The following is a 24277-nucleotide window of genomic DNA, read 5'->3' as shown; positions in this document are numbered from 1 at the left end:
CATGCTGATCGACAGCCATTGTCACCTCAATTACAAGGGCTTGATCGAGGATCAGGCCAATGTGCTGGAACGGTCGCGGGCCGCTGGCGTCGACCTGATGCTCAATATCGCGACGCGCGAAAGCGAGTGGGACGATGTGCTGGGCACCGCGATCCGCGAGCCGGACGTATGGGCGACGGTCGGCATCCACCCGCATGAGGCGGACGAACATCCCCATATCGACACCGCCAAGCTGGTGGAGAGGGCGGCGCATCCCCGCGTGGTCGGCATCGGCGAGACGGGCCTCGACTATTATTATGACCATAGCGACCGCGATCGGCAGCAGAAGAGCTTCCGGTCGCATATCGTCGCGGCGCGGGACACCGGCCTGCCGCTGATCGTCCATACCCGCGATGCGGAGGAGGATACGCTCAGCATCATGTGCGACGAGATGGGGCAGGGCAGCTTCACCGGCGTTATCCATTGCTTCACCGCCAGCGGCGCCTTTGCCGATGCGGCGATGGCACTGGGCTTCTACATCAGCATTTCGGGCATCGTGACGTTCAAGAGCGCGAAGGATTTGCAGGAGACGGCGGCGCGGCTGCCGCTCGACAGGTTGCTGGTGGAGACGGATTCGCCCTTCTTGGCGCCGGTGCCGCATCGCGGACGACCGTGCGAACCCGCCTTCGTTGCCGACACCGCCAAATTCCTGGCCAATCTGCGCGGCGAGAGCATTGAAGAACTCGCGGCGGCGACCTCCGCCAATTTCCGCGCCTTGTTCAGCAAGGTCGCATGAGCCTGACGCTCACGATCCTGGGCAGCGGCACATCGTCCGGGGTGCCGCGGATCGGCAATGACTGGGGGACATGCGATCCCGCCGAGCCGAAGAACCGGCGGACGCGCGTGTCCATCCTGGTGGAAAGCCCGACCACGCGCATTCTGGTGGATACCTCGCCCGACATGCGCGCGCAGTTGCTGGCCGCCGACGTCATCCAGATCGATGCGATATTGTGGACGCACGACCATGCCGACCACAGCCATGGCATCGACGACGTCCGCCAGCTCTTCCATCATCGCCGCACGCCCGTTCCCGGCTATGCACGAGCGCAGACGCTCAAGCTGCTGTCGGAGCGCTTCGCTTATGCGTTCGAAGGACGCAACGGTTATCATCCGACGATACAGCCTCATATCCTGCCCGACGGGTTGCGGATCGGCGACATCGACATCGCCTGCGTCGACCAGCCCCATGGCGACATTTTTTCCACCGGATTTCGCTTCAGCCATGGCGGCCGGTCGGTCGGCTATGCCACGGATTTCCATGCCCTGACGCCGGACATGCTGGCGCTCTATGACGGGCTGGACGTCTGGGTCGTGGATGCGCTGCGGACCAAGCCGCACCCGACCCATCCGCATCTGGCGCTGACGCTGGACGGCATCGCCGCCACCCGGCCCGGCCTGGCGATCCTGACCCATATGGACCAGAGCATGGATTATGCGACATTGATCGGCACGCTCCCGACGGGCGTGGTGCCGGGCTATGACGGCATGGTGGTGCAACTGGATGCGAACGAGCAGGGGGCCTGATGGACGGCACGGATCAGGCGGCATCGACCATCTGGTATGTGCTGGCGCTCGTCCTTGTCGGATCCGCGCTGGTCGGGCGGCACATGGCCTGGGGCAGCCTGCTGCGCATGGCGTTGCTGTGGGTCGCCATCTTCGGCGGGCTGCTGGGCCTATTCAAATTCGCGCAGGGCCAGGGGTATTTGACCGGACGCTGGGCTGAGGAGGGGGACGTCGTCACCTCTGACGAAGCGCCCGCCGCGCTGCCCAAGGCGCGGACCGAGGGGCAGGCGCTGCGCATACCGGTCGCGCCGGACGGCCATTATTGGGTCGAGGCGTCGATCAACGGCACGACCGCCCGTTTCCTGATCGACAGCGGCGCGACGATCACCGCCCTGTCCGAAAATACGGCGCGCGCCGCCGGCCTGAACTATGATGTCGGCGAACCGGGCGTCATCATGACCACCGCCAACGGCAAGGTGTCGGCCAAGCGGTCGAGCATCGCCACGCTATCTATCGGTCCCATTTCGGCAAGCGATCTTCCCGTGGTCGTGTCACCCACATTCGGGGAGGTTAATGTCATCGGCATGAACATGCTGTCGCGCCTGAAAAGCTGGGGCGTCCAAGACGGCGCCATGGTGCTGACGCCATGACCGCTTCGATCGAGACGGGCGCGCCGACGCAGGCCCAGCGGCTCAAGGCCATTATCGGCGGGTCCACCGGCAATCTGGTGGAATGGTATGACTGGTATGCCTACGCCGCCTTCACTCTCTATTTCGCGCCGCATTTCTTCCCTAGCGAGGATCGCACAGCGCAACTGCTGAGCGCGGCGGGGATCTTCGCCGTCGGCTTCCTGATGCGGCCGATCGGGGCGTGGCTCATGGGCGTCTATGCCGACCGCCATGGGCGCAAGAGCGGCCTGACGCTATCGGTGGCGCTGATGTGCGCGGGGTCGCTGCTGATCGCGGTGACGCCGGGCTATGAGACGATTGGAGTCGCCGCGCCGCTGATGCTGGTGCTGGCGCGGCTGATGCAGGGATTGTCGATCGGCGGCGAATATGGCGCGAGCGCGACCTATCTGTCGGAAATGGCAGGGAAGAACCGGCGCGGCTTCTTTTCCAGCTTCCAATATGTGACGCTGATCGCGGGGCAGTTGGTCGCGATCTGCGTGCTGTTGCTGTTGCAGGCGACGCTGACGGAAGCGCAACTTGACGCATGGGGATGGCGCATACCCTTCTTCATCGGCGGGCTGTTGGCGGTTATCGTGTTCTGGCTGCGGCGCGGGCTGGCCGAGACGCAGAGCTTTGCGGTGGCCAAGGCGGCGGGCGCGCCGAAATCGGGGTTCGTGGAACTCATCACCAACCATCCGCGCGAGACGCTGACGGTGATGCTGCTGACGGCGGGCGGCACGATCGCCTTCTACGCCTACAGCATCTACATGCAGAAGTTCCTGGTCAATACCAGCGGCCTCAGCCGCGAAGTCGCGTCGCAGATCAATGCGGCGACGCTGTTCGCGTTCATGCTGTTGCAGCCGGTCGCGGGCGCCTTGTCCGACCGGATCGGGCGCAAGCCGCTGATGATCGGCTTTGGCGTTCTGGGCGTGCTTTGCACCTATCCGATCTTCGCGACGCTGGCGGTGACGAAAGACCCGCTGGTCGCGGGGCTGCTGGTGATGGCCGGGTTGGTGATCGTGACCGGCTATACGTCGATCAATGCGGTGGTGAAGGCCGAACTGTTTCCCGCGCATATCCGGGCGCTGGGCGTGGCGCTGCCTTATGCGCTGGCGAACACGCTGTTCGGCGGGACGGCGGAACTCGTCGCCTTATGGTTCAAGCAGGCGGGCATGGAGCAGGCTTTCTACATCTACGTCACGGTGATGATCGCCATATCGCTGGTCGTCTATGTCAAGATGCGCGACACCGCCAAGCACAGCCTGATCCGCGAGGATTGAAGGGCAGATGCGTTGCGAATGCGACGGCGAGTTGGACAGCTGTACGCGATCGCGGCGACAGCATATTTTTAACATAATATATATTATCGTACTTATATTGTGTAAGCGCTAGATAGAAATGTCACCCCTCCGCTAGTTAGAGATGTCACTCTCGACGTCACCACGCGGCTCATCGGTGGCATGGTCATCTCCTGATTCAGGAGTTGGCGCTTATGATGGTGATTGGCATGAGCCACGGCGAGCTTTCCCGTTACGATACGCTGCTGCGGGTCGAGCGCGGCGAACTGCGTGTTGAGGATGCGTCAGCGCTATTGGGCCTTTGCCGAAGGCAGATATTTCGGCTGCTGTCACGATTACATGCAGCTGGTCCCGAAGGATTGGTCTCGTGTAAGCGTGGCCGGCCAAGCAACCGACGGTATGATGACAATTTCCGCGAGCGCGTCGTCGCGATCGTGCGCGAGCATTATCATGATTTCGGGCCAACCCTGGCCCGCGAGTATCTGGCGGAGCGGCACGATATCCACCTAGCCTCCGAGACGCTACGCCAATTCATGATAAAAGCGGGGCTCTGGAAAGATCGCGATGCCCGTCGCCCTCGCCCGTATCAACCGCGTTATCGGCGGGACTGTCGGGGTGAACTGATCCAGATCGACGGCTCGAAGCATTGGTGGTTTGAGGATCGCGGGCCGCAATGCACCCTGCTCGTCTATATCGATGACGCGACCAGCGAGCTGATGCATCTCAAGATGGTCGAGAGCGAGAGCACCTTCGCCTATATGGAAGCGACGCGCGAGTATATCGAACAGCACGGCAAGCCTGTGGCCTTCTATTCCGACAAACACACTGTCTTCCGCAATCCGAGGCCCACAGCCAATGGCGATGGCATGACCCATTTCGGGCGGGCGCTGGATGCGTTGAACATCGAGATCATCTGCGCCAACTCGCCGCAGGCCAAGGGCCGGGTCGAACGGGCCAACGCCACCTTGCAGGATCGCCTGGTCAAAGCGATGCGCCTGGAAGGCATTTCATCGATCGAGGACGCCAACGCCTTTCTCGACAGCTATATGGCCCGGCACAACGAGCGGTTCGCCCGCCCCGCCTTCGATGCTCGCGATCTGCACCGCCCCCTCGCCCTGCATGACGATCTGCGTTCGATCATGGTCTGGCGTGAGCAGCGGACGGTGACGGCGGCACTGACGCTGCATTACAACAAAGCGATGTTCATTCTGGAGCCGAACGATGTCAGCCAAAAACTGGCGCGCAAGCGGGTCACGGTCTGCGAATATCCCGACGGCCGACTGGAGATCGAGCATGAGGGCCATGTGCTGCCTTATCGCCAGTTCGACAAGATGCGGCAGGTCAATCAACCTGCGATTGTAGAGAACAAGCATCTGGACGCAGCCTTGCTGCTGGCCAGACAAATGCAGGCGATGATGCCGCATCACCGCAAGCGCAACAACGACGCCCCTGCCCGCCGTGACCAGCCTATGCATATTTTCCCCGAACCAGACCCGCCACCAAAGATCGATCGGCGCACACTGGGTGGCTCGAAGCTCAAGCGTGGTCCCCGGCTCAGTGATGAGGCGTTGCGCGAACGCGGCACGCTCGCCTTCGTACAGAGGACATGACCGTGCCCACTGCTAACGCAGTGGGTCCATGGGTCTACTACCCCCAGGTCAGCGCATCAGCAGGGGCTGCGCTGCGCTGTGTCGATGGCTCCACGCAGCCCCTGCTGTACTCACAGGTGGGACATTTCTATATGGCACAGATAGTGACTTCTCTATTTAGCGAGAACACAGTGTGTAAGCGCTAAATAGAAATGTCCCACTCCGCTAGATAGAGATGTCCCATCTTGATGGGCGTTCGCGGATCTCGGTGGCATGGTCATCCTCTGGATCGGAGGATGCGCTTATGACGGTGGTTGCGATGAGCCATGGCGAGCTTTCACGATACGATACGCTGCTTCGAGTGCGGCGACGCGAACTGCGGGTTCAGGATGCGGCAGCACTTCTTAGGGTGTCCCGACGGCAGATTAGCCGTCTACTGGCTCGACTAGATGCGCAAGGCCCCGAAGGCCTGATCTCGTGTAAGCGTGGCCAGCCGAGTAATCGGAGGCACAGCGAAGCCCGTCGCGAGCAGATTGTTGGACTCGTTCGTGAGCATTATCATGACTTTGGCCCGACTTTGGCGCGAAAGTATCTGATTGAGCGCCATGGCATTACGGTCGCTTGCGAGACACTGCGTCAGTTGATGATTCAGGCTGGTTTGTGGAAAGATCGCGATGCTCGTCGCCCTCGCCCTTATCAGCCACGTTATCGGCGGGATTGCCGGGGTGAACTGATCCAGATCGACGGCTCGAAGCATTGGTGGTTTGAAGACCGCGGCCCGCAATGCACGCTTCTCGTCTATATTGACGACGCGACCAGCGAGTTGATGCACCTCGGGATGGTCGAGAGCGAGAGCACCTTCGCCTATATGGAGGCGACCCGCGCGTATATCGAACGGCATGGCAAGCCGGTGGCCTTCTATTCCGACAAGCATAGTGTTTTCCGTAACGCCAAGGCCAGCGCGGCGCGGGGCGACGGCATGACGCATTTTGGCCGGGCGCTGGATGCGCTGAACATTGAGATCATCTGCGCCAACTCACCGCAGGCCAAGGGCCGGGTCGAACGGGCCAACGCCACATTACAGGACCGACTGGTTAAGGCGATGCGCCTGGAGGGCATCTCATCGATCGAAGAGGCGAACGCCTTCCTCGACAGCTATATGACTAGGCACAATGCGCGGTTCGCCCGGCCCGCTTTCGATGCCCGCGATCTGCACCGGCCGCTCGCACTGCATGATGATCTGCGTTCGATCATGGTCTGGCAAGAACAGCGAACGGTGACGGCGGCGCTGATGCTGCACTACAACAAGGCGATGTTCATCCTGGAGCCGAACGATGCCAGCAAAAAGCTGGCGCGTCAGCGGGTGACGGTGTGCGAGTATCCCGACGGTCGACTGGAGATCGAGCATGAAGGCCATGTCCTGCCCTATCGCCAGTTCGACAAGATGCGGCAGGTCAATCAGCCAGCCATTGTCGGGAACAAACATCTGGACGCGGCGCTGATGTTGGCGAAGCAGATGCAGGCGATCATGCCGCATCATCGTAAACGCAACAACGATGCCCCTGCCCGCCGTGACCAACCAATGCATCTGTTTCCCGAGCCAGACCCGCCACCAAAGATCGACCGCCGCAAACTGGGTGGCTCAAAGCTCAAGCGTGGTCCCAGGCTCAGTGATGAGGCGTTGCGCGAACGCGGCACGCTCAGCTTCCTGCAGAGGATATGACCGGGCCCACTGCTGACGCAGCGGGTCCACAGCGCACCACTTAAATGTCAGCGCATCAGCAGGGGCTGCGCTGCGCTGTTTCGATGGCTCCACGCAGCCCCTGCTGTCCCTACCCTGTGACATTTCTAAATGGCAGAGATTGTGACTTCTCTACATGGCAGGAACATATTGGACTGGCCAGAGACGTGCGTACGCCCTATCGCACGGCCAGCCTTCCACAGCGATCAGGTCCGATATGAGCAAAGCCAGCCCCGCCGACATCATGCCGCTTGCCGACGTCATGGCGCGGTTGCGTGATCCCGACACCGGATGCCCCTGGGACATCGAGCAGGATTTCGCATCGATCACACCCTATACGATCGAGGAAGCCTATGAGGTGGCGGACGCGATCGAACGCGCGGACATGGATGCGTTGCGCGACGAATTGGGCGATCTGCTGCTTCAGGTCGCTTTCCACAGCCGGATCGCTGAACAGGCCGGGCATTTTGCGATGCAGGATGTGATCGACGGCATCACGCAAAAGATGATCCGTCGTCATCCCCATGTCTTTGCGGAAGGCGCGCGGCGCGAGGATGGCCATGCCCAATGGGAAACGATCAAGGCGGCCGAGCGCGCGGAGAAGGAGCCGGATCCCAGTGCGCTGGCCGGAGTCGCGATCGCCCTGCCCGCACTGCTGCGCGCCGAAAAATTGCAGAAGCGCGCCGCCCGCACAGGCTTCGACTGGCCCGACACGGTCCGCGTGATCGACAAGATCATCGAGGAACTGGACGAAGTGCGTGAAGCGGCCACGCAGGATGAGCGTGAGGAAGAGATTGGCGACCTGTTGTTCGCCGTGGTCAACTTCGCACGCCATCTGAAAGTTGACCCCGAAACGGCTCTGCGCAAGGCGAACAGGAAGTTCGATCGCCGTTTTCGCGCCATGGAGGGCATGGCGGGCAATCGCTTCGCGTCCTTGGCCTTGGATGATAAGGAAGCGCTGTGGCAGCGCGCCAAGCAGCAGGAAAAATCCGCCTGAAGGCCCCCTGTTTCACGGGCAAAGACATGAGCTGGATAAGGTTCGGACTTGAAACTTATATTTGACAAGGTCCTGCACCGATTATAGCTTTTTCTTATAAAGATGGAGGAAAAGCCATGCGTTTGACGATCCTTCTGCCCTTATGCGCCGCCATAGCCGCTCCCGCCTATGCTCAAAATCACGGCATTAGCGGTATTACCACCAACTTCCCAACGCCGATGAGCGGCCCGATCACCGGCTATGGTCCCGATAATCTCCGTAGCGTCAATGGCGGTGCGTATAACGATGTGAGCCGCGCGCAGCGCCTGATCGCATCGGGCGACTATGCGCAGGCCGACAGTGTGCTGACGAACCTGGTCGGCAGGACGAGCAGCCGGCAGGTCCGGTTCCTCAAGGGTGTCGCCAGACTTGGGCTGGGCGATGCGACGGGCGCGCGGCGATATTTCGAACAAAGCTTGTATCGCGGGCGGAACGGCTATCCCGGTGCGATGTCAGGGCTGGCGCTGGCGGAAATTCGCCTGGGCAATCGCGACGCCGCGCAGGACATATTGGGCAAGCTGCGCAACCAGCAGGAAAAATGCGGTAGCGATTGCGACCGCGCCAAGCCGCTGGATCAGGCCATCGCCGTGGTTGAAAAGGCGCTGGCGTAAAGAAGCCGCGCCGAGACTAGCCTTCGCTTCGCTTTGCGTAGCGGGCGAAGGCGGCGTCCGATAGGCGCACATCAACGCGGCTTTCCTCATCTTCGACGATGGTCGACAGGACTTCGCCATGTTCGTGGAGCCAGGCGACCGTGGCGCCGTCCGACACGGGCACGCGCAGGCCATAGACTTTCGCGCCGCGGGTCATGCAGTCGCTGATGGTGCGCTGGAGCATGTCCACCCCTTCCCCGGTCAAGGCCGAGAGGATGACGACATCATCGCGTCGGGACGCGGTTTCGCGGGCGAGCGCGGCGTTTTCTTCGCTGAGCAGGTCGAGCTTGTTCCAGGCCTCCAGGATCGGCGGCGCATCCGGATCCCCTACCCCACGATCCAGCGCCGCTTCGCCGGCAACGCCCAGTTCGCCCAGCACGTCGAGCACATCGTCGCGCTGCGCATCGCTATCGGGATGGGCGATGTCGCGGACATGGACGATGAGGTCGGCCGACAGCACCTCCTCCAGCGTCGCGCGGAACGCGGCGATCAATTGCGTGGGCAGATCGGATACGAAGCCGACGGTGTCGGACAGGATCGCCTTGTCCAGGCCCGGCAGGGCGATCTGGCGCATAGTAGGATCGAGCGTGGCGAAGAGTAAGTCTTCCGCCATGACGTCAGCCCCGGTCATCCGGTTGAAAAGCGTGGATTTTCCGGCGTTGGTATAGCCGACGAGTGCGATCACCGGCCAAGGCGCGCGCTGGCGGCGGGCGCGATGCAGGCCGCGGGTGCGGGTGACCTGATCCAGTTCCTTGCGGATTTTGGCCATGCGGTCGCGGATCATGCGGCGATCCGCTTCGATCTGGGTTTCGCCCGGACCGCCAAGGAAGCCGAAGCCGCCGCGTTGCCGCTCAAGATGGGTCCAACTGCGCACGAGCCGGCCCGCCTGATAATCGAGATGGGCGAGTTCGACCTGGAGCCGGCCTTCATTGGTGGCGGCGCGTTCGCCAAAGATTTCGAGGATCAGCCCGGTCCGGTCGATGACCTTGGCCTCGCAGGCTTTTTCCAGATTGCTTTGCTGCACCGGCGACAGGCTGTTGTCGACGATGATGAGGTCGGCCTCCTCCTGCCGCGCCAGGGTCGCGATCTGATCGACCTGTCCGCTGCCAAACAAGGTGGCGGGCTTGGGGTCGCGCACGCGAAACGCCTGGGACGCGCGCACGTCGATGCCGATCGCGAGGGCAAGCCCGCGCGCTTCCTCCAGCCGCGCGTCGCTGTCCCGGCGGTCTATAGAGGAATTGGCCCCATTGTGCGTTTCGGCATGGACGACGATGGCGCGCGCGCCGCGCGCCACTTCGTCATCGGAATCGCGATTGAATATGGCCATGGAAGTATAACGCCTTACAATGCAACATGCTCCCGCGCAGGCGGCAGCCCAGTCCTGAACGCGGACCTGGGCTGCCGCGTACACGGGAGCACGGCTTTAATCTATCGGACAGGAAAAGCGATCAATCGTCCTGTTCATTCTCGCCGCTGAGATCGAGCGCATGGAGCGGCTGGACCGTCGAGATGGCATGTTTGTAGACGAGCTGGACCATGCCGTCGCGTTCGAGCAACATGCAGAACAGGTCGAAGGCCGCGATTTCACCCTGAAGCATGACGCCATTCACCAGGAACATCGTCACCGGGCTGCCCGATTTGCGGACGGCGGACAGGAAGATTTCCTGGAGCAGCTTCCCCTTGCCGTTGCCATCGCTGGCCTTGCGCAGATCGGTCAGGTCCATCGACTGGGCCGGCATGACGGTGGAGATCGCATGTTTGTAGACCAGCTGCGACTGGCCATCGCGGCGCAGCAGCACGGAAAAATTGTCGAACCAGGTGATGATGCCTTGCAACTTGACGCCCTTGACCAGGAACATGGTCACCGGGGTCTTGGTCTTGCGCAGGCTGTTGAGGAAGATATCCTGAAGGTTGTTCACTTTGTCGGCCATGGTCGTCGCCAGTCCTTTATTCTTGGCGGGACGTTACCCGCTCTCGCACCCTAAGCAGGGTGTCTTGCCCGCCCCCGCTTGTCGGGAGCGGTGCAATCCTATCGCAATTGCGAAGGAGCGTCCATGGCGCAGATGCGCTTTGGCCAAAGTTCGGCAATCGATTGGCGAGACGGGACTAATCCTTGCCGTCGGTAATGCCCAGCAGCTTGAGTTTGCGGTGCAGCGCAGACCGCTCCATGCCGATGAAGGTCGCGGTGCGGGAGATGTTGCCGGAAAAACGGCGAATCTGGATGCGCAGATATTCCCGCTCGAAACTTTCGCGCGCCTCGCGCAGCGGCGCGCCCATGATCGCGGATTGGCCCATCCCCTCCCCGCCGCCGCCGCTGGTGAGTTCAGGCGGCAGCATGTCGAGTTCGATCCGCCCGATCCGGTCGCCCGGCGCCAGGATCATCGTGCGTTCGATGACGTTGCGCAATTGGCGAACATTGCCCGGCCATTCATTGGCCTGGAGCGCGGCCATGGCGTCGCTGGCGATTTCCGGCGGCGGCACGCGGCGTTCGGCGGCGAAGCGGGCGAGATAATGTTCGACCAACGGCGGGATATCGTCGCGCCGTTCGGACAAAGGCGGGATCGCCAGCGGCACGACATTGAGGCGGTAGAAGAGATCCTCGCGGAAGCGGCGTTCCTCTATCTCTCCGGCCAGGTCCAGCGCGGTCGAGGAAATGACGCGGACGTCCACCTTCACCACGCGCTGCCCGCCGACGCGGGTAAAGCTCTGGTCGGTCAGGACGCGCAATATCTTGCCTTGCGTCGTGATCGGCATGTCGGCGATCTCGTCCAGATACAGCGTGCCGCCATGGGACTGTTCCAGAAAACCGGGGCGGACGAGGCCGCTGGGGTCTTCGACGCCGAATAATTCCTCTTCGACGCGATCCGGGTCCATCCGTGCCGCAGCGACGATGATGAAGGGCGAATCAGCACGGCCGCTCCAACTGTGGAGCATCCGCGCGGCGACTTCCTTGCCGACGCCCGCGGGGCCGGAGATGAGGACGCGGCTGCCAGTGCCGGCGACCTTTTTTATCGTGGCGCGCACGCCGTTGATCGACGCCGATGAGCCAGTCAGTTCGTCATCCTGGCCGAAACGGGCGCGCAACACCTGGTTTTCCCGACGCAGCCGCTCCGTTTCGGTCGCGCGCGACACGAGGTGAAGCAGTCGGTCGGCCTCGAACGGCTTTTCGATGAAGTCGGCCGCGCCCTTACGGATCGCCGCGACGGCGGTGTCGATATTGCCATGGCCCGAAATCATCAGCACCGGCACGGTGGGGTCGCGACGCTTGATCTCCTCCAGCAGTTCCAGCCCGTCCATCCGCGATCCCTGCAACCAGACATCGAGCAGGACGAGCGAGGGGCGACGGGCATCGAGCGCGTCGATCGCGCTGTCGCTGTTGGCGGCGGTACGGGTGGTGAAACCTTCATCTTCGAGCACACCCGCGACCAGATCGCGAATATCCTCTTCATCGTCGACTATCAGAATATCAAGCGCCATTGGCCGTCACTTTTCCTTTTGGCAGGGCGATAACCTGCCCTTCTTCGAGTTTTTCCAGCGCCCCCGCGGCGAAGCGCAGCGTTACGCACGCCCCGCCTCCTTGCACATCGTCGAAGCGGATCTCCCCCAAATGCTCCTCGACAATCTTCTTGACGATGGCCAGGCCCAGACCCGTCCCCTTGGTCCGCGTCGTAATATAAGGTTCCAATATCCGCTCGCGTTCGGGCGGCAGGCCGATACCGTCGTCGCGCACGGTGATGAGAATATCGTCCCCCTCCCGCACCAATGTCATACGGACATGACCGCGCGGACCACCATCATCCGGAACGGCTTTTGGTTCAATGGCTTCGACAGCATTCTTCACAATATTGGTGAGCGCTTGTCCAAGCTGGCGCCGGTCGCAAACCATGTCCAGATCGTCCGCTCCGGCATATTCGAAGCGGATATCGGGATGCGCGACTTCGTGCAGGAACAGGGCGTGGCGGGCGATATCGCCCACCGCCTCGCGCCGGAACACCGGCTTGGGCATCCGCGCGAAGGAGGAAAATTCGTCGACGATCCGGCGCAGGTCGCCCACCTGCCGGACGATCGTGCCGGTCAGGCGAGTGAAGGTCGGCTTGTCGCTGGTGATCTCGTCGGCATAGCGGCGTTGCAGCCGTTCGGCGGCGAGCTGGATCGGGGTCAGCGGATTCTTGATCTCATGCGCGATGCGGCGCGCCACGTCGGACCAGGCGGCGCGGCGCTGGTCTGACAGTTGTTGCGTGATGTCGTCAAAGGTGAGGATATGGCGCGACGCATCCTGCGAGCGCTTGACCGCCAGCGTGCGCAGGTCGCCATGGGCGCGCACCTGAACAATGCCCGCGCCGTCCTCTGAGGCGATGAATTCGGCGAGTTCGGGCGATATCTCGGCCAGGTTGCGACCGACCAGATCGTCGCCTTCGTCGACCAGAATCGCCGCGGCCGACCTGTTGAGCAACTGCAACACCCCGTTGAAATCGACCGACAATACGCCGGCGCTGACGCCCGACAGGATCGCCTCGATAAAGGCGCGCCGTTCGTCGAGCTGGCTGTTGGCCGCGACCAGCGCGCCGGTTTGCGCCTCCAGCCGCTGGGTCATGCGGTTGAAGGCGGCGGCCAGCGTGCCGATTTCGTCGCGCGCCATCGGCCCGGTCACCCGCGCCGACAGATCGCCGGCGGTGATCCTGCGCGCCGCCGTCACCAACTGATTAACCGGCCGCACCATCCAGTCGGCGACGGCCAGCGCGATATAGACGGCGATGCCGACCAGCAGCAGCGATCCAACGAACAGCGCGATATTGAAGCGCAGTTGAAGCGCGCGCGATTGCGCCGCGAACAGATCATAGTCCGACAACACCTTCTGCGCCCGCGCGACGTTGGAGAAGGAGGAACTGTCCGCATTGCGGGCGGCGTAGAGATAGATTTTGGACTTGGGATAGAGAAGCGTGACCGCCTCGATCTGGTTGTTGCGGGTCTGGACGACGATCGTCTCGCCCTGCCCCAGCCGTCTGATGACTTCAGGGGTGAGCTTGTCCGCTGCCGGACGATTTTCAGGATCGACCGTCGCGGCGGTGCGCACGATGCCATCCGTCCCTAACTCGATGATGGCGGCCCGGCTCAACTTACGCCCGACGACCTGATAGAGAAGATATTCGGCGAAGCGCGGGCTGCTGACCTGCGAATCCATCAATTCCTTGCGCAGGTCACTGGACATGGTGACGGTTTCGTCGCCCACTTCGCGCAAATTCTGCTCATAATAGCCGCGCGCCAGATCGCTGGCGTTTTGCAACATGCCGCGCGCGCTGTCCGAAAACCAGAATTGCACGCCATATTGGAACAGCAGGGATGCAAAGATCACCACCAGCAGCATCGGCACGCTGGCGACGATGGAGAAGATGGCGACCAACCGAACGTGGAGTTGCCCTTCACTCCCGATGGCCGATTGGGCGGCGCGGCGTTTGGCGACGCGCCGCCCAAGCAACATCAGCAGGGCGATGGCCGGAACCAGATTGGCCACCAGCAGAAGGGCGACGATGGGCGGCGTCAGCAGCGTGTAGGATTCGCCGCTGCCCGAAAGGATATGATAGGTCAGGCCCGCCATGCCGAGGAAGAGGGCCAAAGTCACCCCTTCCACCAATACAGCCAGTCGCCCGTTGCGCAGCGATAGCGAGAGATTTCTCCGCCATGCCGATGCCCGCTTGGGGAGTGTGGTCGCGCCGCTCATAGTGGCATTGTTACAACAACCCCCGTGCCCGTTCAAACACAGTATTTGGCCAAAGGACTGTCGCTGGTCGATGCAGACCGTCGGTTCGTCCTGATTTGCGACTGATGCGGATCAATCGTTGAGGCGCAACTGCATGGGATCGAGACTGTAATCGGTCAGCTTCTTGCGCAACGTGTTGCGATTGATGCCCAGCAGTCCCGCCGCGCGAATCTGGTTGCCATCGACGCTGGCCAGCACTTCCTGCAACAGGATCGGCTCCACCACCGCCAGCAAATCATCATGCAGTGCGCGATTGGGCTGGGCCAGCCCCACGCCCAGTTGTCGCTTGGCCCAGTCGCGAACGGCGTGCGCCAGATGATCGGTCGGGGCGGCATAGTCGGCCGGGATCGCATCCATCGGCAGCATATGGCGCAATATCTCGGCCGTGATGACATTTTCGCGGCTGAGGACGGACAGGCGCTGCATCATATTTTGCAGTTCGCGCACATTGCCCGGCCAGTGATAGGTCATTAGCAGTTGCGCCGCATCATCGGCCAACGCCTTGCGCGGCAGGCCCTCCTGCGCCGCCCGCTCCAGGAAATGGCGTGCGAGCAGGATCACGTCCTCGCGCCGTTCGCGCAACGCCGGCAACGCGATCGGCACGACGTTGAGCCGGTAGTAGAGGTCCTGGCGGAAGCGCCCATCCTCGATCAGCAGCGGCAGATCCTTGTTGGTTGCGGCGATGATGCGGACATCGACCCGCACCGGCTTCGACCCGCCAACCGTCGTGACTTCGCCCGACTGAAGCACCCGCAGCAGCCGGGTCTGCGCCTCCATCGGCATGTCGCCGATTTCGTCGAGGAAGAGCGTGCCGCCCTGCGCCTGCTCGAACTTGCCGGCGGTGCGGGCATGGGCGCCGGTGAAGGCGCCCTTCTCATAACCGAACAGTTCCGCTTCGATCAGTTCGCGCGGAATCGCCGCCATGTTGATCGCGATGAAGGGCTTGGTGCGGCGCTGGCCCAGGCTGTGAATCGCTTCGGCCACCAGTTCCTTGCCCGTGCCCGATTCGCCCAGCACCAGGATGGACAGGTCGTTGGACAGGACGCGGGCGATGGTGCGGTACACTTCCTGCATCGCCGGCGATCGCCCGACCAGCGGCAGGCCGTCATGCGGCAGGCCGACATCGCCCTCCGCCTCCTCCACGCTCTGCCGGGTGCCCAGCGCGTCGGAGACGGCGCGGGTCAGTTCGTTGAGGTCGAAGGGCTTGGGCAGATATTCGAACGCGCCCTTTTCGGTCGCCCGGATCGCGGTATTGAGCGTGTTCTGCGCCGACAGGATGATGACGTTGAGATCGGGCTTGGTCGCCAATATCTCCGCCACGCCGTCCAGCCCATCGCCGTCCGGCAGCATGACGTCGGTGATCAGCACGTCGGGCGCAAAGCTTTCCATCAGCGCGCTGCGCTCGCGGATCGAGGCGGCGGTCTTGACCCTGTGCCCCTGCCGCCGCAGCGCTTCGCCCACCACCACGCAGATGGCGGGATCGTCATCGACCACCAGGATCGTGCCGGTCGCGCCCATCACGCCATCCCCATCGGCAGAAGGATGCGGAAGGTGGATTCGCCGGCCTCCACGTCGCGGCTATATTGGACGAAGCCGCTCATATCGCGCACCAGCTTGTCCACCAGCGCCAGGCCCAGCCCCTGACCGTCGCGCTTGCCGGTGATGAAGGGGTTGAAGAGATGGTCGAGAATATGTTCGGGCACGCCGGGGCCATTGTCGATGACGAGGATTTCGATCGGCAGCACCGCGCTGCCCTTGCCATCGCCGACCACCACCGACACGCCATGGCGGAACGCGGTTTCCACCCGGATACGCGGCTTGGCGACATGCTCCAGCGCTTCGGCCGCATTTTTCAGCAGGTTGATCATCACCTGCACCAGCGCGTCGTCATTGATGTTGGCGAATGGCAAGGACGGATCATAATGCTTTATGATCTTTATATGTTTTGCAAATCCCGCCGCCGCGATCCCGGCCGCGCGGTCGATCAGCGGATAGATGTTGCCGGGATGGCATTCGAGCGTCCGATCGGTGGTAAAATCCTGCATCCGATCGATCAGCGCGGCGATCCGGTCCACCTCGTTGCAGATCAACTGGGTCAGCGCCGCGTCGCGGCCGCCCTGGCTGGATTCCAGAAGTTGCGCCGCGCCACGGATGCCCGACAGCGGGTTCTTGATCTCATGCGCCAGGATGGCCGCCGCGCCCATCGCGGATCGCGCGCCGCCGGACGATCCGCGATGGCCGATCTTGCGCGCCTGGCTCTGGGCATGGAGCGACACCACGCGCCAGCCGTCATGATCGACGATCGGCGCGATCATCAGGTCGACCTCCATTTCTGCGGTGCGGCCGGCATGGACCTTGATGTCATAGGCGGCGATCGGCTTGTTGCTGTGCCAGATGTCGAACCGCGCGCCCGCCTCCGCGATGCGGATGGTGCGCGCGACATCGCTGCCGACGATGGCCGATCGCGCCATGTTGAGCAAGGTTTCGGCGCGGACATTGGCTTCGGCGATGCTGTTGTCCGGCTTCACCACCAGCGTCGCCACGGGCAGCGCTGTCATCTGTTCGCCCAGCGAAGGCCCGTCCTGCAGCATTCGAAGCGGCGGGACGGACGTCAATGTCACGGTCATGCGGCCTTGCGCAGGTCCGCAGGATCAAGCCCGCTGGCGATCAGCGGTTCGTAGAAGCGGGCCAGCATGTCGAGCACCAACGCGGCGTCCGGCTGCTGGTTCACGGCATTGCGGAACTCGGCCGATCCGGTCAGTCCCTTGGTGTACCAGCCGATATGCTTGCGTGCCATATTGACGCCGGTGTAGGTGTCATAATGTTCGAGCATGGCATGATAATGCCCTATGATCGCTTGATATTGCTCGGCCAGTGACGGGTCTGGAACGCGTGTGCCATCGGTCAACCACGCCATGACCTGGCTGATCAGCCAGGGCCGGCCATAGGCGCCGCGCCCGATCATCACGCCATCGGCGCCGCTCTGTTCCAGCGCCATCTCGGCATCCTCGACCGAGCAGATGTCGCCATTGACGATCACCGGCAGCTTCACCGCCTCCTTGACCGAGCGGACGAACGCCCAGTCGGCCGACCCCTTGTACATCTGGCAGCGGGTACGGCCATGGACGGTGATGAGCTGCGCGCCCAGATCCTCGGCGATATGGGCGAGTTCCGGCGCGTTCAGGCTGGCATGGTCCCAGCCCATCCGCATCTTGACCGTCACCGGCACGTCGACCGCCTCCACCGTCGCCTTGATGAGCGAGGCGGCGAGCGGGAGATCGCGCATCAGGGCGCTGCCCGCGTCGCCATTGACGACCTTCTTCACCGGACAGCCCATATTGATGTCGATGATCGCGGCGCCGCGATCGGCGTTGAGCTTGGCCGCATCCGCCATTTCCTTGGGCGAGCAACCGGCAAGTTGCATCGACACCGGCTCTTCCAGCGGATGCCAGGCAGCCTTTTGCAGCGACTGGCGGGTCTCGCGGATCATCGCCGCCGACGCGATCATCTCCGTCACGTTGAGGCCGCACCCGTAGCGGCGCACCAGCGTGCGGAACGGCATGTCGGTCACGCCCGTCATGGGGGCGAGGACAACCGGCATGTCGATAGTGATCGGGCCGATGGAGATGGGGGAAAGCCTGCGCATGATCTTACTTTTGATACTGCCTAAAAAACAGGCAGCCCTTAGCGGAAATTGGAGCGGGCGGCAAGGCGCGCCCCTTTCGGCCCACCGCCCCTTTCGATCCGCCCCGCGACCCGCTATGCGCCGCTCCATGACATCAAACAGCAAGATCGTCGCGCTGATCGTCGCCGCGGGCCAGGGCAGCCGCGCGGGCGGCGACATCCCCAAACAGTTCCGAAGCGTCGCGGGCAAGGCCGTGCTGGCCCATGCCTATGATGCGCTGGCCGCACATGGCGGGATCGACGCGATCTATATCGTGCTGGGCGACGGGCAGGAGGCGACGGCGCGCACCGCGCTGGGCGAACGGGCCGCATCCTTCGTGACCGGCGCGGACAGCCGGCGCGGATCGGTGCGCGCGGGACTGGAGGCGATCACGGCGCAGGGTGGCGCGGATATCGTGCTGATCCATGACGCCGCCCGCCCCTTCCTGCCCGGCGCGGTGGTCGATCGACTGCTGGCAGCGCTGGAAAGCGGAACGGGGGCCATTCCCACCCTGCCCGTCGCCGATACACTGATACGCGAAGCCGGCAGCATCATGGGCGATGGCGTGGGCAGGGACGGGCTGCATCGGGTGCAGACACCGCAGGCCTTCCGCTTCGATGCCATCGTGGCGGCGCACCGGGCGTGGAGCGGAGTCCGCGAGGCGACCGACGATGCGCAGATTCTCAAAGGCTGGGGCCATGACGTCATATTGGTCCAAGGCCATGAAAGGCTTGAGAAATTGACCTATCCGCAGGACTTCGCCCGCGCCGAAAACCAACTGGCGACACCGCGTTCGACGCGGGTCGGCATGGGCTATGACGTCCATCGCCTGGCCGCCGACGAAGAGCTTTGGCTGGCTGGCCTGCTGGTCCCGCACGATCGCGGGCTGGCTGGGCATAGCGATGCCGATGTGGCGCTCCACGCGATCGTCGACGCCATGCTGGGCGCGCTGGCGGAAGGCGATATCGGCAGCCATTTCCCCCCGTCCGCCCCGCAATGGCGCGGCGCATCCTCGGACCGCTTCCTGGCCTATGCGCGCGACCGGGTGGCGGCGCGGGACGGCCGGATCGAGCATATCGACCTGACCATCATCTGCGAAGCGCCCAAGATCGGCCCGCATCGCGACGCCATGCGCGCGCGCATCGCAGAGATACTGGCGGTGCCGGTCGACCGCATCAGCGTGAAGGCGACCACCACCGAGCGGCTGGGCTTTGCCGGCCGGCGCGAAGGCATCGCCGCACAAGCGGTTGCCACCCTGTCCCTCCCCGCGCTATCCTGACCCCATGCCAGATACGATCCTGCCGGCCCAGTTGGTCGAACTCGCCGAAAAGGTCATCATCGCCAATCGCCGCGCCGGCCGCACCATCGCGGTGGCGGAAAGCTGCACCGGCGGACTGGTGTCGGCGGCGCTGACCGAAATCGTAGGCTCCTCCGAAGTCTTCGAAGCCGGTTTCATTACCTATTCCAATGACATGAAGGCGGAACTTCTGAAAGTTTCACATGATGTGCTGGATACGTTCGGGGCGGTATCGATCGCTACTGCCTGGGCGATGGCGCAGGGCGCGCTCAAGAAAAGCCACGCGCATGTGGCGGTCGCCATCACTGGTATCGCCGGACCAGGCGGCGGCAGCGAGCAGAAGCCGGTCGGCACCGTCGTCTTCGCCCGCGCCGAACGCGGCGCCGCGGCCGACAAGGTCGTCGCCGACATGCGCCATTTCGACAATGATGGCCGTGGCGGCGTGCGGCTTCAGGCGGCGCTGTGCGCGCTGGAACTGCTGTTGCCCGACTCGGCCCCATAGAGTTGCGCGGCGCGGGTTTCGAACGCGCCGATCATCTTGCGCAGCGCCTTGTCGAAAAACTGGCCGGCCAGCATTTCGAACAGCCGGTTCTTGAATTCGAACTCGACCTCGAAATCGACCAGCACGCCCCCCTGCCCGTCGTCGCGGAAGCGCCACTCATTGTGGAGATGCTTGAGCGGCCCATCGAGATAGTCGACACGGACATGGTCGGGCCGATGTTTATGGACGCGCGAGGTGAAGCTTTCCTTCACGCCCTTGAAGCCGACGATCATGTCGGCGACCATCTCCGTATCACTGTCGGACCGGACGCGGATCGCGCTGATCCAGGGCAGGAATTGCGGATAGGCGGCGACGTCGGACACGAGGTCGAACATCTGCGTCGGCGTATAGGGAAGCTGCCGCGTTTCTTCATGCTTGGGCATCTGGACGTCAGGCCTTCGCCGCCGCCTTGGCCAGTTTGGCCTCCCGCGCGGCACGCATTTCCGCGAAATCCTTGCCCGCATGATAGCTCGACCGGGTCAGCGGCGACGATGCGACCTGCAGGAAGCCCTTGGCCCGCGCGATGCCGGCATAGCTGTTGAACGCCGCCGGGGTGACGAAGTCGATCACCTTGGCGTGCTTGGGCGTGGGTTGCAGATATTGCCCCATGGTCAGGAAATCGATGTCGGCCGACCGCATGTCGTCCATCACTTGATGCACCTCCAGCCGCTCCTCGCCCAGGCCCAGCATGATGCCGGACTTGGTGAAGATCGAAGGGTCGAGCTTCTTGACCGACTCCAACAGGCGCAGCGACGCATAATAACGCGCACCAGGGCGGATGGTGGGGTACAGGCGGGGCACGGTTTCCAGATTGTGATTATAGACGTCCGGCCGGGCGGCGACGATCATTGCGACGGCGCGCTCATGCTTGTTGCGGAAGTCGGGCGTCAGAATTTCGATAGTCGTGTCGGGCGTCGTGCGGCGCAGCGCCTCGATCACCTTGACGAATTGCGATGCGCCGCCGTCGGGCAGGTCGTCGCGGTCGACCGAGGTGATGACGATATGTTCCAGCCCCATTTCGGCGCAGGCGTCCGCCAGATTCTGCGGTTCGTTGACATCAACCTTCCGCGGCATCCCGGTCTTGACGTTGCAAAAGGCGCAGGCGCGGGTGCAGACATCGCCCAGGATCATCACCGTGGCGTGCTTCTTGGTCCAACATTCCCCGATATTGGGGCAGGCCGCTTCCTCGCACACGGTATTGAGGCCCTTGTCGCGCATCAGCTTGCGCGTTTCATGATAGGCCGGGCTGGTCGGCGCCTTGACGCGAATCCAGTCGGGCTTGCGGGCGCGTTCCGGGCTGGCGGGCTGACCGGGCATGGGGATCGGGCTGATGTCGTTCATGCGCCCCAGATAGCGATGCAAGGCCGCTCTTGCCAGTCCCCTATTTGTGCGGCACATCCCCGTCCATGACTGATTTTACCGACATGCTCGATGGCTATCGCCGTTTCCGCGACACCGGCTGGAACCAGCAGCGCGCGCGATGGGACGAATTGAACGAGGGCCAAGCGCCCAGGGTGATGGTGATCGCCTGTTCTGACAGCCGGGTCGACCCGGCGCAGATTTTCGACACCAGCCCCGGCGAGATTTTCGTGGTGCGCAACGTCGCCGCGCTGGTGCCGCCATTCGAAACGGCGCCGGGCCATCATGGCGTGTCCGCCGCGCTGGAATTCGCTGTCCAGGTGCTGAAAGTCGGCGAGATCGTCGTCATGGGCCATGGCAAATGCGGGGGGTGCAAGGCGGCCCTCAGCCAGGATCTGAAGGACGCGCCGCCGGGCGAAGGCGGCTTCATCCATAATTGGATCGAATTGCTGGACGACGCCCGCGATGTCGTGATCGGCCAATATGGCGAGCAGCGTGACCGGGACGTCGAACGGGCGATGGAGCAGGAAGCGGTGAAGGTCAGCCTGGCCAACCTGCGCACCTTCCCCTGCGTCCGATCGAAGGAGCGCAAGGGCGAATTGAAGCTGGTCGGCAGCTTTTTCGCCATCGCCGACGGCGTGCTGAATATCTTGGACGAGGATAGCGGCGCCTTCTCGCCCGCATGAAGGGAGCAGGCGGCATGGCTTTTTTACAGGAAGGCCGGGGCAATATCGCCCTGCTGATCGATGCGGACAATGCGTCGGCGGCGCATTTCGATTCGGTCATGACCGTTCTGGCGGAGTTGGGCACGGTCAATATCCGCCGCGCTTATGGCAATTGGAGCAAGACGACGCTCAAGACCTGGGCCGCCCTGTCGGTCGCGCACGCGATCGAGCCGCAACAGCAGTTCGACCTGACCAAGGGCAAGAACGCCACCGACATGAAGATGACGATCGACGCCATGGACCTGATGGCGTCGGGTCGGGTCGACGGGTTCGGCCTGATGTCCAGCGACAGCGATTTTACGCCGCTGGCCACCCGCATCCGGCAGCAGGGCATTCCGGTCTATGGCTTTGGGTCGGCGAACGCGCCCGAAGGCTTCCGCCGCGCCTGCACAAGGTTCCTGAATGTCGCGGCGCTGAAGCCCGCCGAAGTGCCGGTGGTGGCCAAGGCTGCGGTCAAGGCCGTAGCCCCGGCCAAGGCTGCGCAGACCAAGACGACCACGCAGCAGGCGACGTCCGCCAAGGCCGCCGTTGCGCCCGCCGCGCCTGCGCCCGCCATCCCGGCCCCCAGCAAGGCGGTGGATGCCGAGGTCATTCGCCTGCTGATCGACGCCTATGACGAAGCGAAGCGCGACGAGCGCGGCTTCGTGGCGCTGGGGCCGGTCGGCCAGCGGGTGGGCAACCGCTCCAGCTTCGACGTGCGCAACTATGGTTTCAAGCGCCTGTCCGACCTGGTCGCGGCCATCCCCAATTTCATCACCGAAGTCCGTGAAGGCGGGCAGACCTGGATCAAGCGGGTCAAGTGATGCCGCAAGTGGCGCGTCACCTGATGATCCATGGCCGGGTCCAGGGCGTCTGGTATCGCGCCTGGACGGTCGAAACGGCGCGCGGGCTGGGGCTGGCAGGCTGGGTCCGCAACCGCACGGACGGCTGCGTCGAGGCGCTGGTGGAGGGCGAGGCGGCGGCGGTGGCGCGGTTTGTCGCACTGGCGCAGGATGGGCCAACGGCGGCGAAGGTGGCGCGGATTGATGTCGTCGAGGTGGGCGTTGAGGGGCTGAGCGGGTTCGAGAAGCGGGGGACGGTTTGGGGGGGACGGGTGGTGATTGGAGACCAGAAGCGGACCTTGTCCCCGCTCGCGGGAGGGGCATGTCTTGTTTCCACCCTGTTCGTCATTCCAGCGAAAGCGGGAAGCCATCTCCCCCGCTCGCAACAAGCTGGAAAGGCGGAAGATGGGTCCCCGCATTCGCGGGGATGACGGCATCGAAATAGTACTTCCGCAATCCACCCCTCCCCCTTGCCCTCCCCGTGCGGATACGCCAGCGTTCGTTCGTCGTGCGCGGGACAGGGGGAATGGCCATGCGGCTTGGCATAGCAGGGATCATCGGCGCGGTCGTGCTGGCATCCGGCGCCATGGGTGCGCGGGCGGACTGGCGCTGGCCCAGCTTTCCGGCAGGAGTAAGCGCCCCTGCCCTGCCCGCCGAAAATGGCATGAGCGCGGCGAAGGTCGCGCTGGGCCGCCGCCTCTTCTACGATCGCGCGCTGTCGCATGACGGCAGCATGGCCTGCGCCGATTGCCACCAACAGGCGCGCGGCTTTACCGATGGCCTGCCCACCCATGTCGGCGTGACCGGCGACATGGGCGTGCGCAATGTACCGGGGCTGGCCAATGTCGCCTGGCGCAGCGGCCTGACCTGGACAGATGCGGGCATCACCACGCTGGAGGCGCAGGCGATGGTGCCGATGACCGGGACCAAGCCGGTGGAAATGGGCATGGCCGGTCGCGATGGCGACCTGGCCGCGCGGCTGGACGCCGATCCCTGCTATCGCCGGATGTTCGCGCAGGCCTTTCCCGGCGCGAAGGGCGGCGCGAATTTCGCCAGGGTGACGGCGGCGCTGGGCGCGTTCCAGCGCACCATGATCTCGTTCGGCAGCGCCTATGATCGCGGCGCCCTGCCCCCGCTGGCCGCAAAGGGCGCAGCGCAGTTCAAGGCGTCAGGCTGCGCTTCCTGCCATAGCGGCCCGGACCTGACTGATGGCAAGGTCCATTATGTCGGCACCGCGGCGCCGCGCGAATCGGACGATCCAGCCTATGGCGGCAAACCACCGCCGCCCGGCTTCGAGCCGCCGCCCGAACAGTTCCGCACCCCGTCGCTGCGCAACGTCGCCGTCACCGGGCCATGGCTGCACGATGGCAAGGCCGACAGCATCGACGGCGCGATTCGCCGCCATGCCGCCGCGCATCTGACCGGAATCGACATGCCCGCGATGCTGGCGTTTCTCGATGCGCTGACCGATCGGGATTTTCTGAAGGATCCGGCGCTGGGGCCACCGCCTGCTGGTTGCCCGGTTCCGGCCTAATTCGGCTTAGCGCAACTTGCTCCTACCTGCGCGAGCAGGCCGAGATTAAGTGCA

At 63.6% G+C, this 24277-nt stretch carries 22 protein-coding genes and 1 pseudogene; 14 read left to right on the top strand and 9 right to left on the bottom strand.

Going from position 1 to position 24277, the window contains the following annotated elements; genetic code table 11:
- Position 1: 1 nt before the first annotated feature.
- The 8 genes from sphantq_RS17800 to sphantq_RS17765 all read left to right on the top strand — a co-directional run bounded on the left by sphantq_RS17800 (position 2) and on the right by sphantq_RS17765 (position 8485).
- A complete protein-coding gene (locus sphantq_RS17800; RefSeq protein ID WP_272799146.1) occupies positions 2-775 on the top strand; it encodes a TatD family hydrolase in 774 nt (257 codons plus the stop codon).
- Positions 772-1563: an MBL fold metallo-hydrolase gene (locus tag sphantq_RS17795; protein WP_129926972.1), complete on the top strand. Its 792-nt coding sequence runs from the start codon at positions 772-774 to the stop codon at positions 1561-1563. Before sphantq_RS17800 ends, sphantq_RS17795 begins: the two co-directional genes overlap by 4 nt.
- Complete coding sequence (locus tag sphantq_RS17790; RefSeq protein ID WP_272799145.1) at positions 1563-2192, top strand: retropepsin-like aspartic protease family protein; 630 nt, start codon at positions 1563-1565, stop codon at positions 2190-2192. Before sphantq_RS17795 ends, sphantq_RS17790 begins: the two co-directional genes overlap by 1 nt.
- Positions 2189-3490, top strand: coding sequence for an MFS transporter (locus sphantq_RS17785; RefSeq protein ID WP_272799144.1), 1302 nt, complete (start codon positions 2189-2191; stop codon positions 3488-3490). Before sphantq_RS17790 ends, sphantq_RS17785 begins: the two co-directional genes overlap by 4 nt.
- A 227-nt stretch (positions 3491-3717) precedes the next feature.
- The gene (locus tag sphantq_RS17780) at positions 3718-5118 is read left to right on the top strand and encodes an ISNCY family transposase (RefSeq protein WP_443021562.1); all 1401 of its coding nucleotides are present in this window, start codon (positions 3718-3720) and stop codon (positions 5116-5118) included.
- 283 nt (positions 5119-5401) lie between these two features.
- Entirely contained in the window at positions 5402-6820 is a 1419-nt protein-coding gene (locus sphantq_RS17775; RefSeq protein WP_272799142.1) for an ISNCY family transposase, read from the top strand.
- 235 nt (positions 6821-7055) lie between these two features.
- Positions 7056-7835 (top strand): nucleoside triphosphate pyrophosphohydrolase, encoded by a 780-nt coding sequence (mazG, locus tag sphantq_RS17770; RefSeq protein WP_272799141.1) that lies wholly within the window; start codon positions 7056-7058, stop codon positions 7833-7835.
- 116 nt (positions 7836-7951) lie between these two features.
- Complete coding sequence (locus tag sphantq_RS17765; RefSeq protein ID WP_272799140.1) at positions 7952-8485, top strand: tetratricopeptide repeat protein; 534 nt, start codon at positions 7952-7954, stop codon at positions 8483-8485.
- 16 nt (positions 8486-8501) lie between these two features.
- Here the strand turns inward: sphantq_RS17765 and hflX are convergent, their stop codons facing one another.
- The 7 genes from hflX to dusB form a co-directional block, all read right to left on the bottom strand.
- Positions 8502-9851 carry a GTPase HflX gene (hflX, locus tag sphantq_RS17760; protein WP_129926975.1) on the bottom strand — a complete coding sequence of 450 codons (1350 nt, stop codon included), beginning with the start codon at positions 9849-9851 and terminating at the stop codon, positions 8502-8504.
- A 121-nt stretch (positions 9852-9972) separates the two neighbouring features.
- Positions 9973-10455 carry an RNA chaperone Hfq gene (gene hfq, locus sphantq_RS17755; RefSeq protein ID WP_066602107.1) on the bottom strand — a complete coding sequence of 161 codons (483 nt, stop codon included), beginning with the start codon at positions 10453-10455 and terminating at the stop codon, positions 9973-9975.
- 175 nt (positions 10456-10630) lie between these two features.
- Positions 10631-12001: a nitrogen assimilation response regulator NtrX gene (gene ntrX, locus sphantq_RS17750; protein WP_066602110.1), complete on the bottom strand. Its 1371-nt coding sequence runs from the start codon at positions 11999-12001 to the stop codon at positions 10631-10633.
- Positions 11991-14243, bottom strand: a complete 2253-nt coding sequence (locus sphantq_RS17745; RefSeq protein WP_272799139.1) for a sensor histidine kinase — start codon at positions 14241-14243, stop codon at positions 11991-11993. Before sphantq_RS17745 ends, ntrX begins: the two co-directional genes overlap by 11 nt.
- Positions 14244-14354: 111 nt before the next feature.
- Positions 14355-15800 (bottom strand): nitrogen regulation protein NR(I), encoded by a 1446-nt coding sequence (ntrC, locus tag sphantq_RS17740; protein ID WP_066602117.1) that lies wholly within the window; start codon positions 15798-15800, stop codon positions 14355-14357.
- Positions 15800-16909: a two-component system sensor histidine kinase NtrB gene (locus sphantq_RS17735; RefSeq protein ID WP_224546166.1), complete on the bottom strand. Its 1110-nt coding sequence runs from the start codon at positions 16907-16909 to the stop codon at positions 15800-15802. Before sphantq_RS17735 ends, ntrC begins: the two co-directional genes overlap by 1 nt.
- Positions 16906-17928, bottom strand: coding sequence for a tRNA dihydrouridine synthase DusB (gene dusB, locus sphantq_RS17730; protein WP_272799138.1), 1023 nt, complete (start codon positions 17926-17928; stop codon positions 16906-16908). Before dusB ends, sphantq_RS17735 begins: the two co-directional genes overlap by 4 nt.
- A 115-nt stretch (positions 17929-18043) precedes the next feature.
- Here dusB and sphantq_RS17725 point away from each other — a divergent pair, with 115 nt between their 5' ends.
- Entirely contained in the window at positions 18044-19225 is a 1182-nt protein-coding gene (locus sphantq_RS17725; RefSeq protein ID WP_272799137.1) for a bifunctional 2-C-methyl-D-erythritol 4-phosphate cytidylyltransferase/2-C-methyl-D-erythritol 2,4-cyclodiphosphate synthase, read from the top strand.
- Between the two features lie 4 nt (positions 19226-19229).
- Complete coding sequence (locus tag sphantq_RS17720; RefSeq protein WP_224546163.1) at positions 19230-19745, top strand: CinA family protein; 516 nt, start codon at positions 19230-19232, stop codon at positions 19743-19745.
- Here sphantq_RS17720 and sphantq_RS17715 read toward each other — a convergent pair.
- Complete coding sequence (locus sphantq_RS17715) at positions 19694-20167, bottom strand: type II toxin-antitoxin system RatA family toxin (RefSeq protein WP_224546162.1); 474 nt, start codon at positions 20165-20167, stop codon at positions 19694-19696. The two genes, sphantq_RS17720 and sphantq_RS17715, sit on opposite strands and share 52 nt — an antisense overlap.
- A 7-nt stretch (positions 20168-20174) precedes the next feature.
- Positions 20175-21182, bottom strand: a complete 1008-nt coding sequence (gene lipA, locus sphantq_RS17710; RefSeq protein WP_272799136.1) for a lipoyl synthase — start codon at positions 21180-21182, stop codon at positions 20175-20177.
- Between the two features lie 8 nt (positions 21183-21190).
- Between lipA and sphantq_RS17705 the strand changes: the two genes are divergently transcribed.
- From sphantq_RS17705 to sphantq_RS17690, 4 genes and pseudogenes are all read left to right on the top strand, one after another.
- The gene (locus tag sphantq_RS17705) at positions 21191-21829 is read left to right on the top strand and encodes a carbonic anhydrase (RefSeq protein ID WP_066602133.1); all 639 of its coding nucleotides are present in this window, start codon (positions 21191-21193) and stop codon (positions 21827-21829) included.
- Positions 21830-21843: 14 nt separating this feature from the next.
- A complete protein-coding gene (locus tag sphantq_RS17700) occupies positions 21844-22671 on the top strand; it encodes an NYN domain-containing protein (protein ID WP_066605277.1) in 828 nt (275 codons plus the stop codon).
- Positions 22671-22946 (top strand): annotated as a pseudogene (locus tag sphantq_RS17695) (acylphosphatase); the annotation flags it as partial. The gene sphantq_RS17700 and the pseudogene sphantq_RS17695, both read left to right, overlap by 1 nt.
- 275 nt (positions 22947-23221) lie before the next feature.
- A complete protein-coding gene (locus sphantq_RS17690) occupies positions 23222-24223 on the top strand; it encodes a cytochrome-c peroxidase (protein WP_272799135.1) in 1002 nt (333 codons plus the stop codon).
- Positions 24224-24277: the final 54 nt, after the last annotated feature.

The organism is Sphingobium sp. AntQ-1, assembly GCF_028538045.1.
Taxonomy (GTDB): Bacteria; Pseudomonadota; Alphaproteobacteria; order Sphingomonadales; family Sphingomonadaceae; genus Sphingobium; species Sphingobium cupriresistens.
The sequence above is the reverse complement of the archived record's forward strand: the minus strand, read 5'-3'. Positions and strand labels throughout refer to the sequence as shown.

What these genes read in the sequence shown, in the direction of transcription:
- sphantq_RS17690 (WP_272799135.1), top strand. Translation starts at nt 23,222, where the DNA reads ATGCGGCTTGGCATAGCAGGGATCATCGGCGCGGTCGTGCTGGCATCC.
- sphantq_RS17780 (WP_443021562.1), top strand. Translation starts at nt 3,718, where the DNA reads ATGAGCCACGGCGAGCTTTCCCGTTACGATACGCTGCTGCGGGTCGAG.
- mazG (WP_272799141.1), top strand. Translation starts at nt 7,056, where the DNA reads ATGAGCAAAGCCAGCCCCGCCGACATCATGCCGCTTGCCGACGTCATG.
- sphantq_RS17745 (WP_272799139.1), bottom strand. Translation starts at nt 14,243, where the DNA reads ATGAGCGGCGCGACCACACTCCCCAAGCGGGCATCGGCATGGCGGAGA.
- sphantq_RS17785 (WP_272799144.1), top strand. Translation starts at nt 2,189, where the DNA reads ATGACCGCTTCGATCGAGACGGGCGCGCCGACGCAGGCCCAGCGGCTC.
- sphantq_RS17715 (WP_224546162.1), bottom strand. Translation starts at nt 20,167, where the DNA reads ATGCCCAAGCATGAAGAAACGCGGCAGCTTCCCTATACGCCGACGCAG.
- hfq (WP_066602107.1), bottom strand. Translation starts at nt 10,455, where the DNA reads ATGGCCGACAAAGTGAACAACCTTCAGGATATCTTCCTCAACAGCCTG.
- dusB (WP_272799138.1), bottom strand. Translation starts at nt 17,928, where the DNA reads ATGCGCAGGCTTTCCCCCATCTCCATCGGCCCGATCACTATCGACATG.
- sphantq_RS17735 (WP_224546166.1), bottom strand. Translation starts at nt 16,909, where the DNA reads ATGACCGTGACATTGACGTCCGTCCCGCCGCTTCGAATGCTGCAGGAC.
- lipA (WP_272799136.1), bottom strand. Translation starts at nt 21,182, where the DNA reads ATGTGCCGCACAAATAGGGGACTGGCAAGAGCGGCCTTGCATCGCTAT.
- sphantq_RS17790 (WP_272799145.1), top strand. Translation starts at nt 1,563, where the DNA reads ATGGACGGCACGGATCAGGCGGCATCGACCATCTGGTATGTGCTGGCG.
- ntrX (WP_066602110.1), bottom strand. Translation starts at nt 12,001, where the DNA reads ATGGCGCTTGATATTCTGATAGTCGACGATGAAGAGGATATTCGCGAT.
- sphantq_RS17795 (WP_129926972.1), top strand. Translation starts at nt 772, where the DNA reads ATGAGCCTGACGCTCACGATCCTGGGCAGCGGCACATCGTCCGGGGTG.
- sphantq_RS17725 (WP_272799137.1), top strand. Translation starts at nt 18,044, where the DNA reads ATGCGCCGCTCCATGACATCAAACAGCAAGATCGTCGCGCTGATCGTC.
- sphantq_RS17720 (WP_224546163.1), top strand. Translation starts at nt 19,230, where the DNA reads ATGCCAGATACGATCCTGCCGGCCCAGTTGGTCGAACTCGCCGAAAAG.
- sphantq_RS17765 (WP_272799140.1), top strand. Translation starts at nt 7,952, where the DNA reads ATGCGTTTGACGATCCTTCTGCCCTTATGCGCCGCCATAGCCGCTCCC.
- sphantq_RS17800 (WP_272799146.1), top strand. Translation starts at nt 2, where the DNA reads ATGCTGATCGACAGCCATTGTCACCTCAATTACAAGGGCTTGATCGAG.
- ntrC (WP_066602117.1), bottom strand. Translation starts at nt 15,800, where the DNA reads ATGGGCGCGACCGGCACGATCCTGGTGGTCGATGACGATCCCGCCATC.
- sphantq_RS17700 (WP_066605277.1), top strand. Translation starts at nt 21,844, where the DNA reads ATGGCTTTTTTACAGGAAGGCCGGGGCAATATCGCCCTGCTGATCGAT.
- sphantq_RS17705 (WP_066602133.1), top strand. Translation starts at nt 21,191, where the DNA reads ATGACTGATTTTACCGACATGCTCGATGGCTATCGCCGTTTCCGCGAC.
- hflX (WP_129926975.1), bottom strand. Translation starts at nt 9,851, where the DNA reads ATGGCCATATTCAATCGCGATTCCGATGACGAAGTGGCGCGCGGCGCG.
- sphantq_RS17775 (WP_272799142.1), top strand. Translation starts at nt 5,402, where the DNA reads ATGACGGTGGTTGCGATGAGCCATGGCGAGCTTTCACGATACGATACG.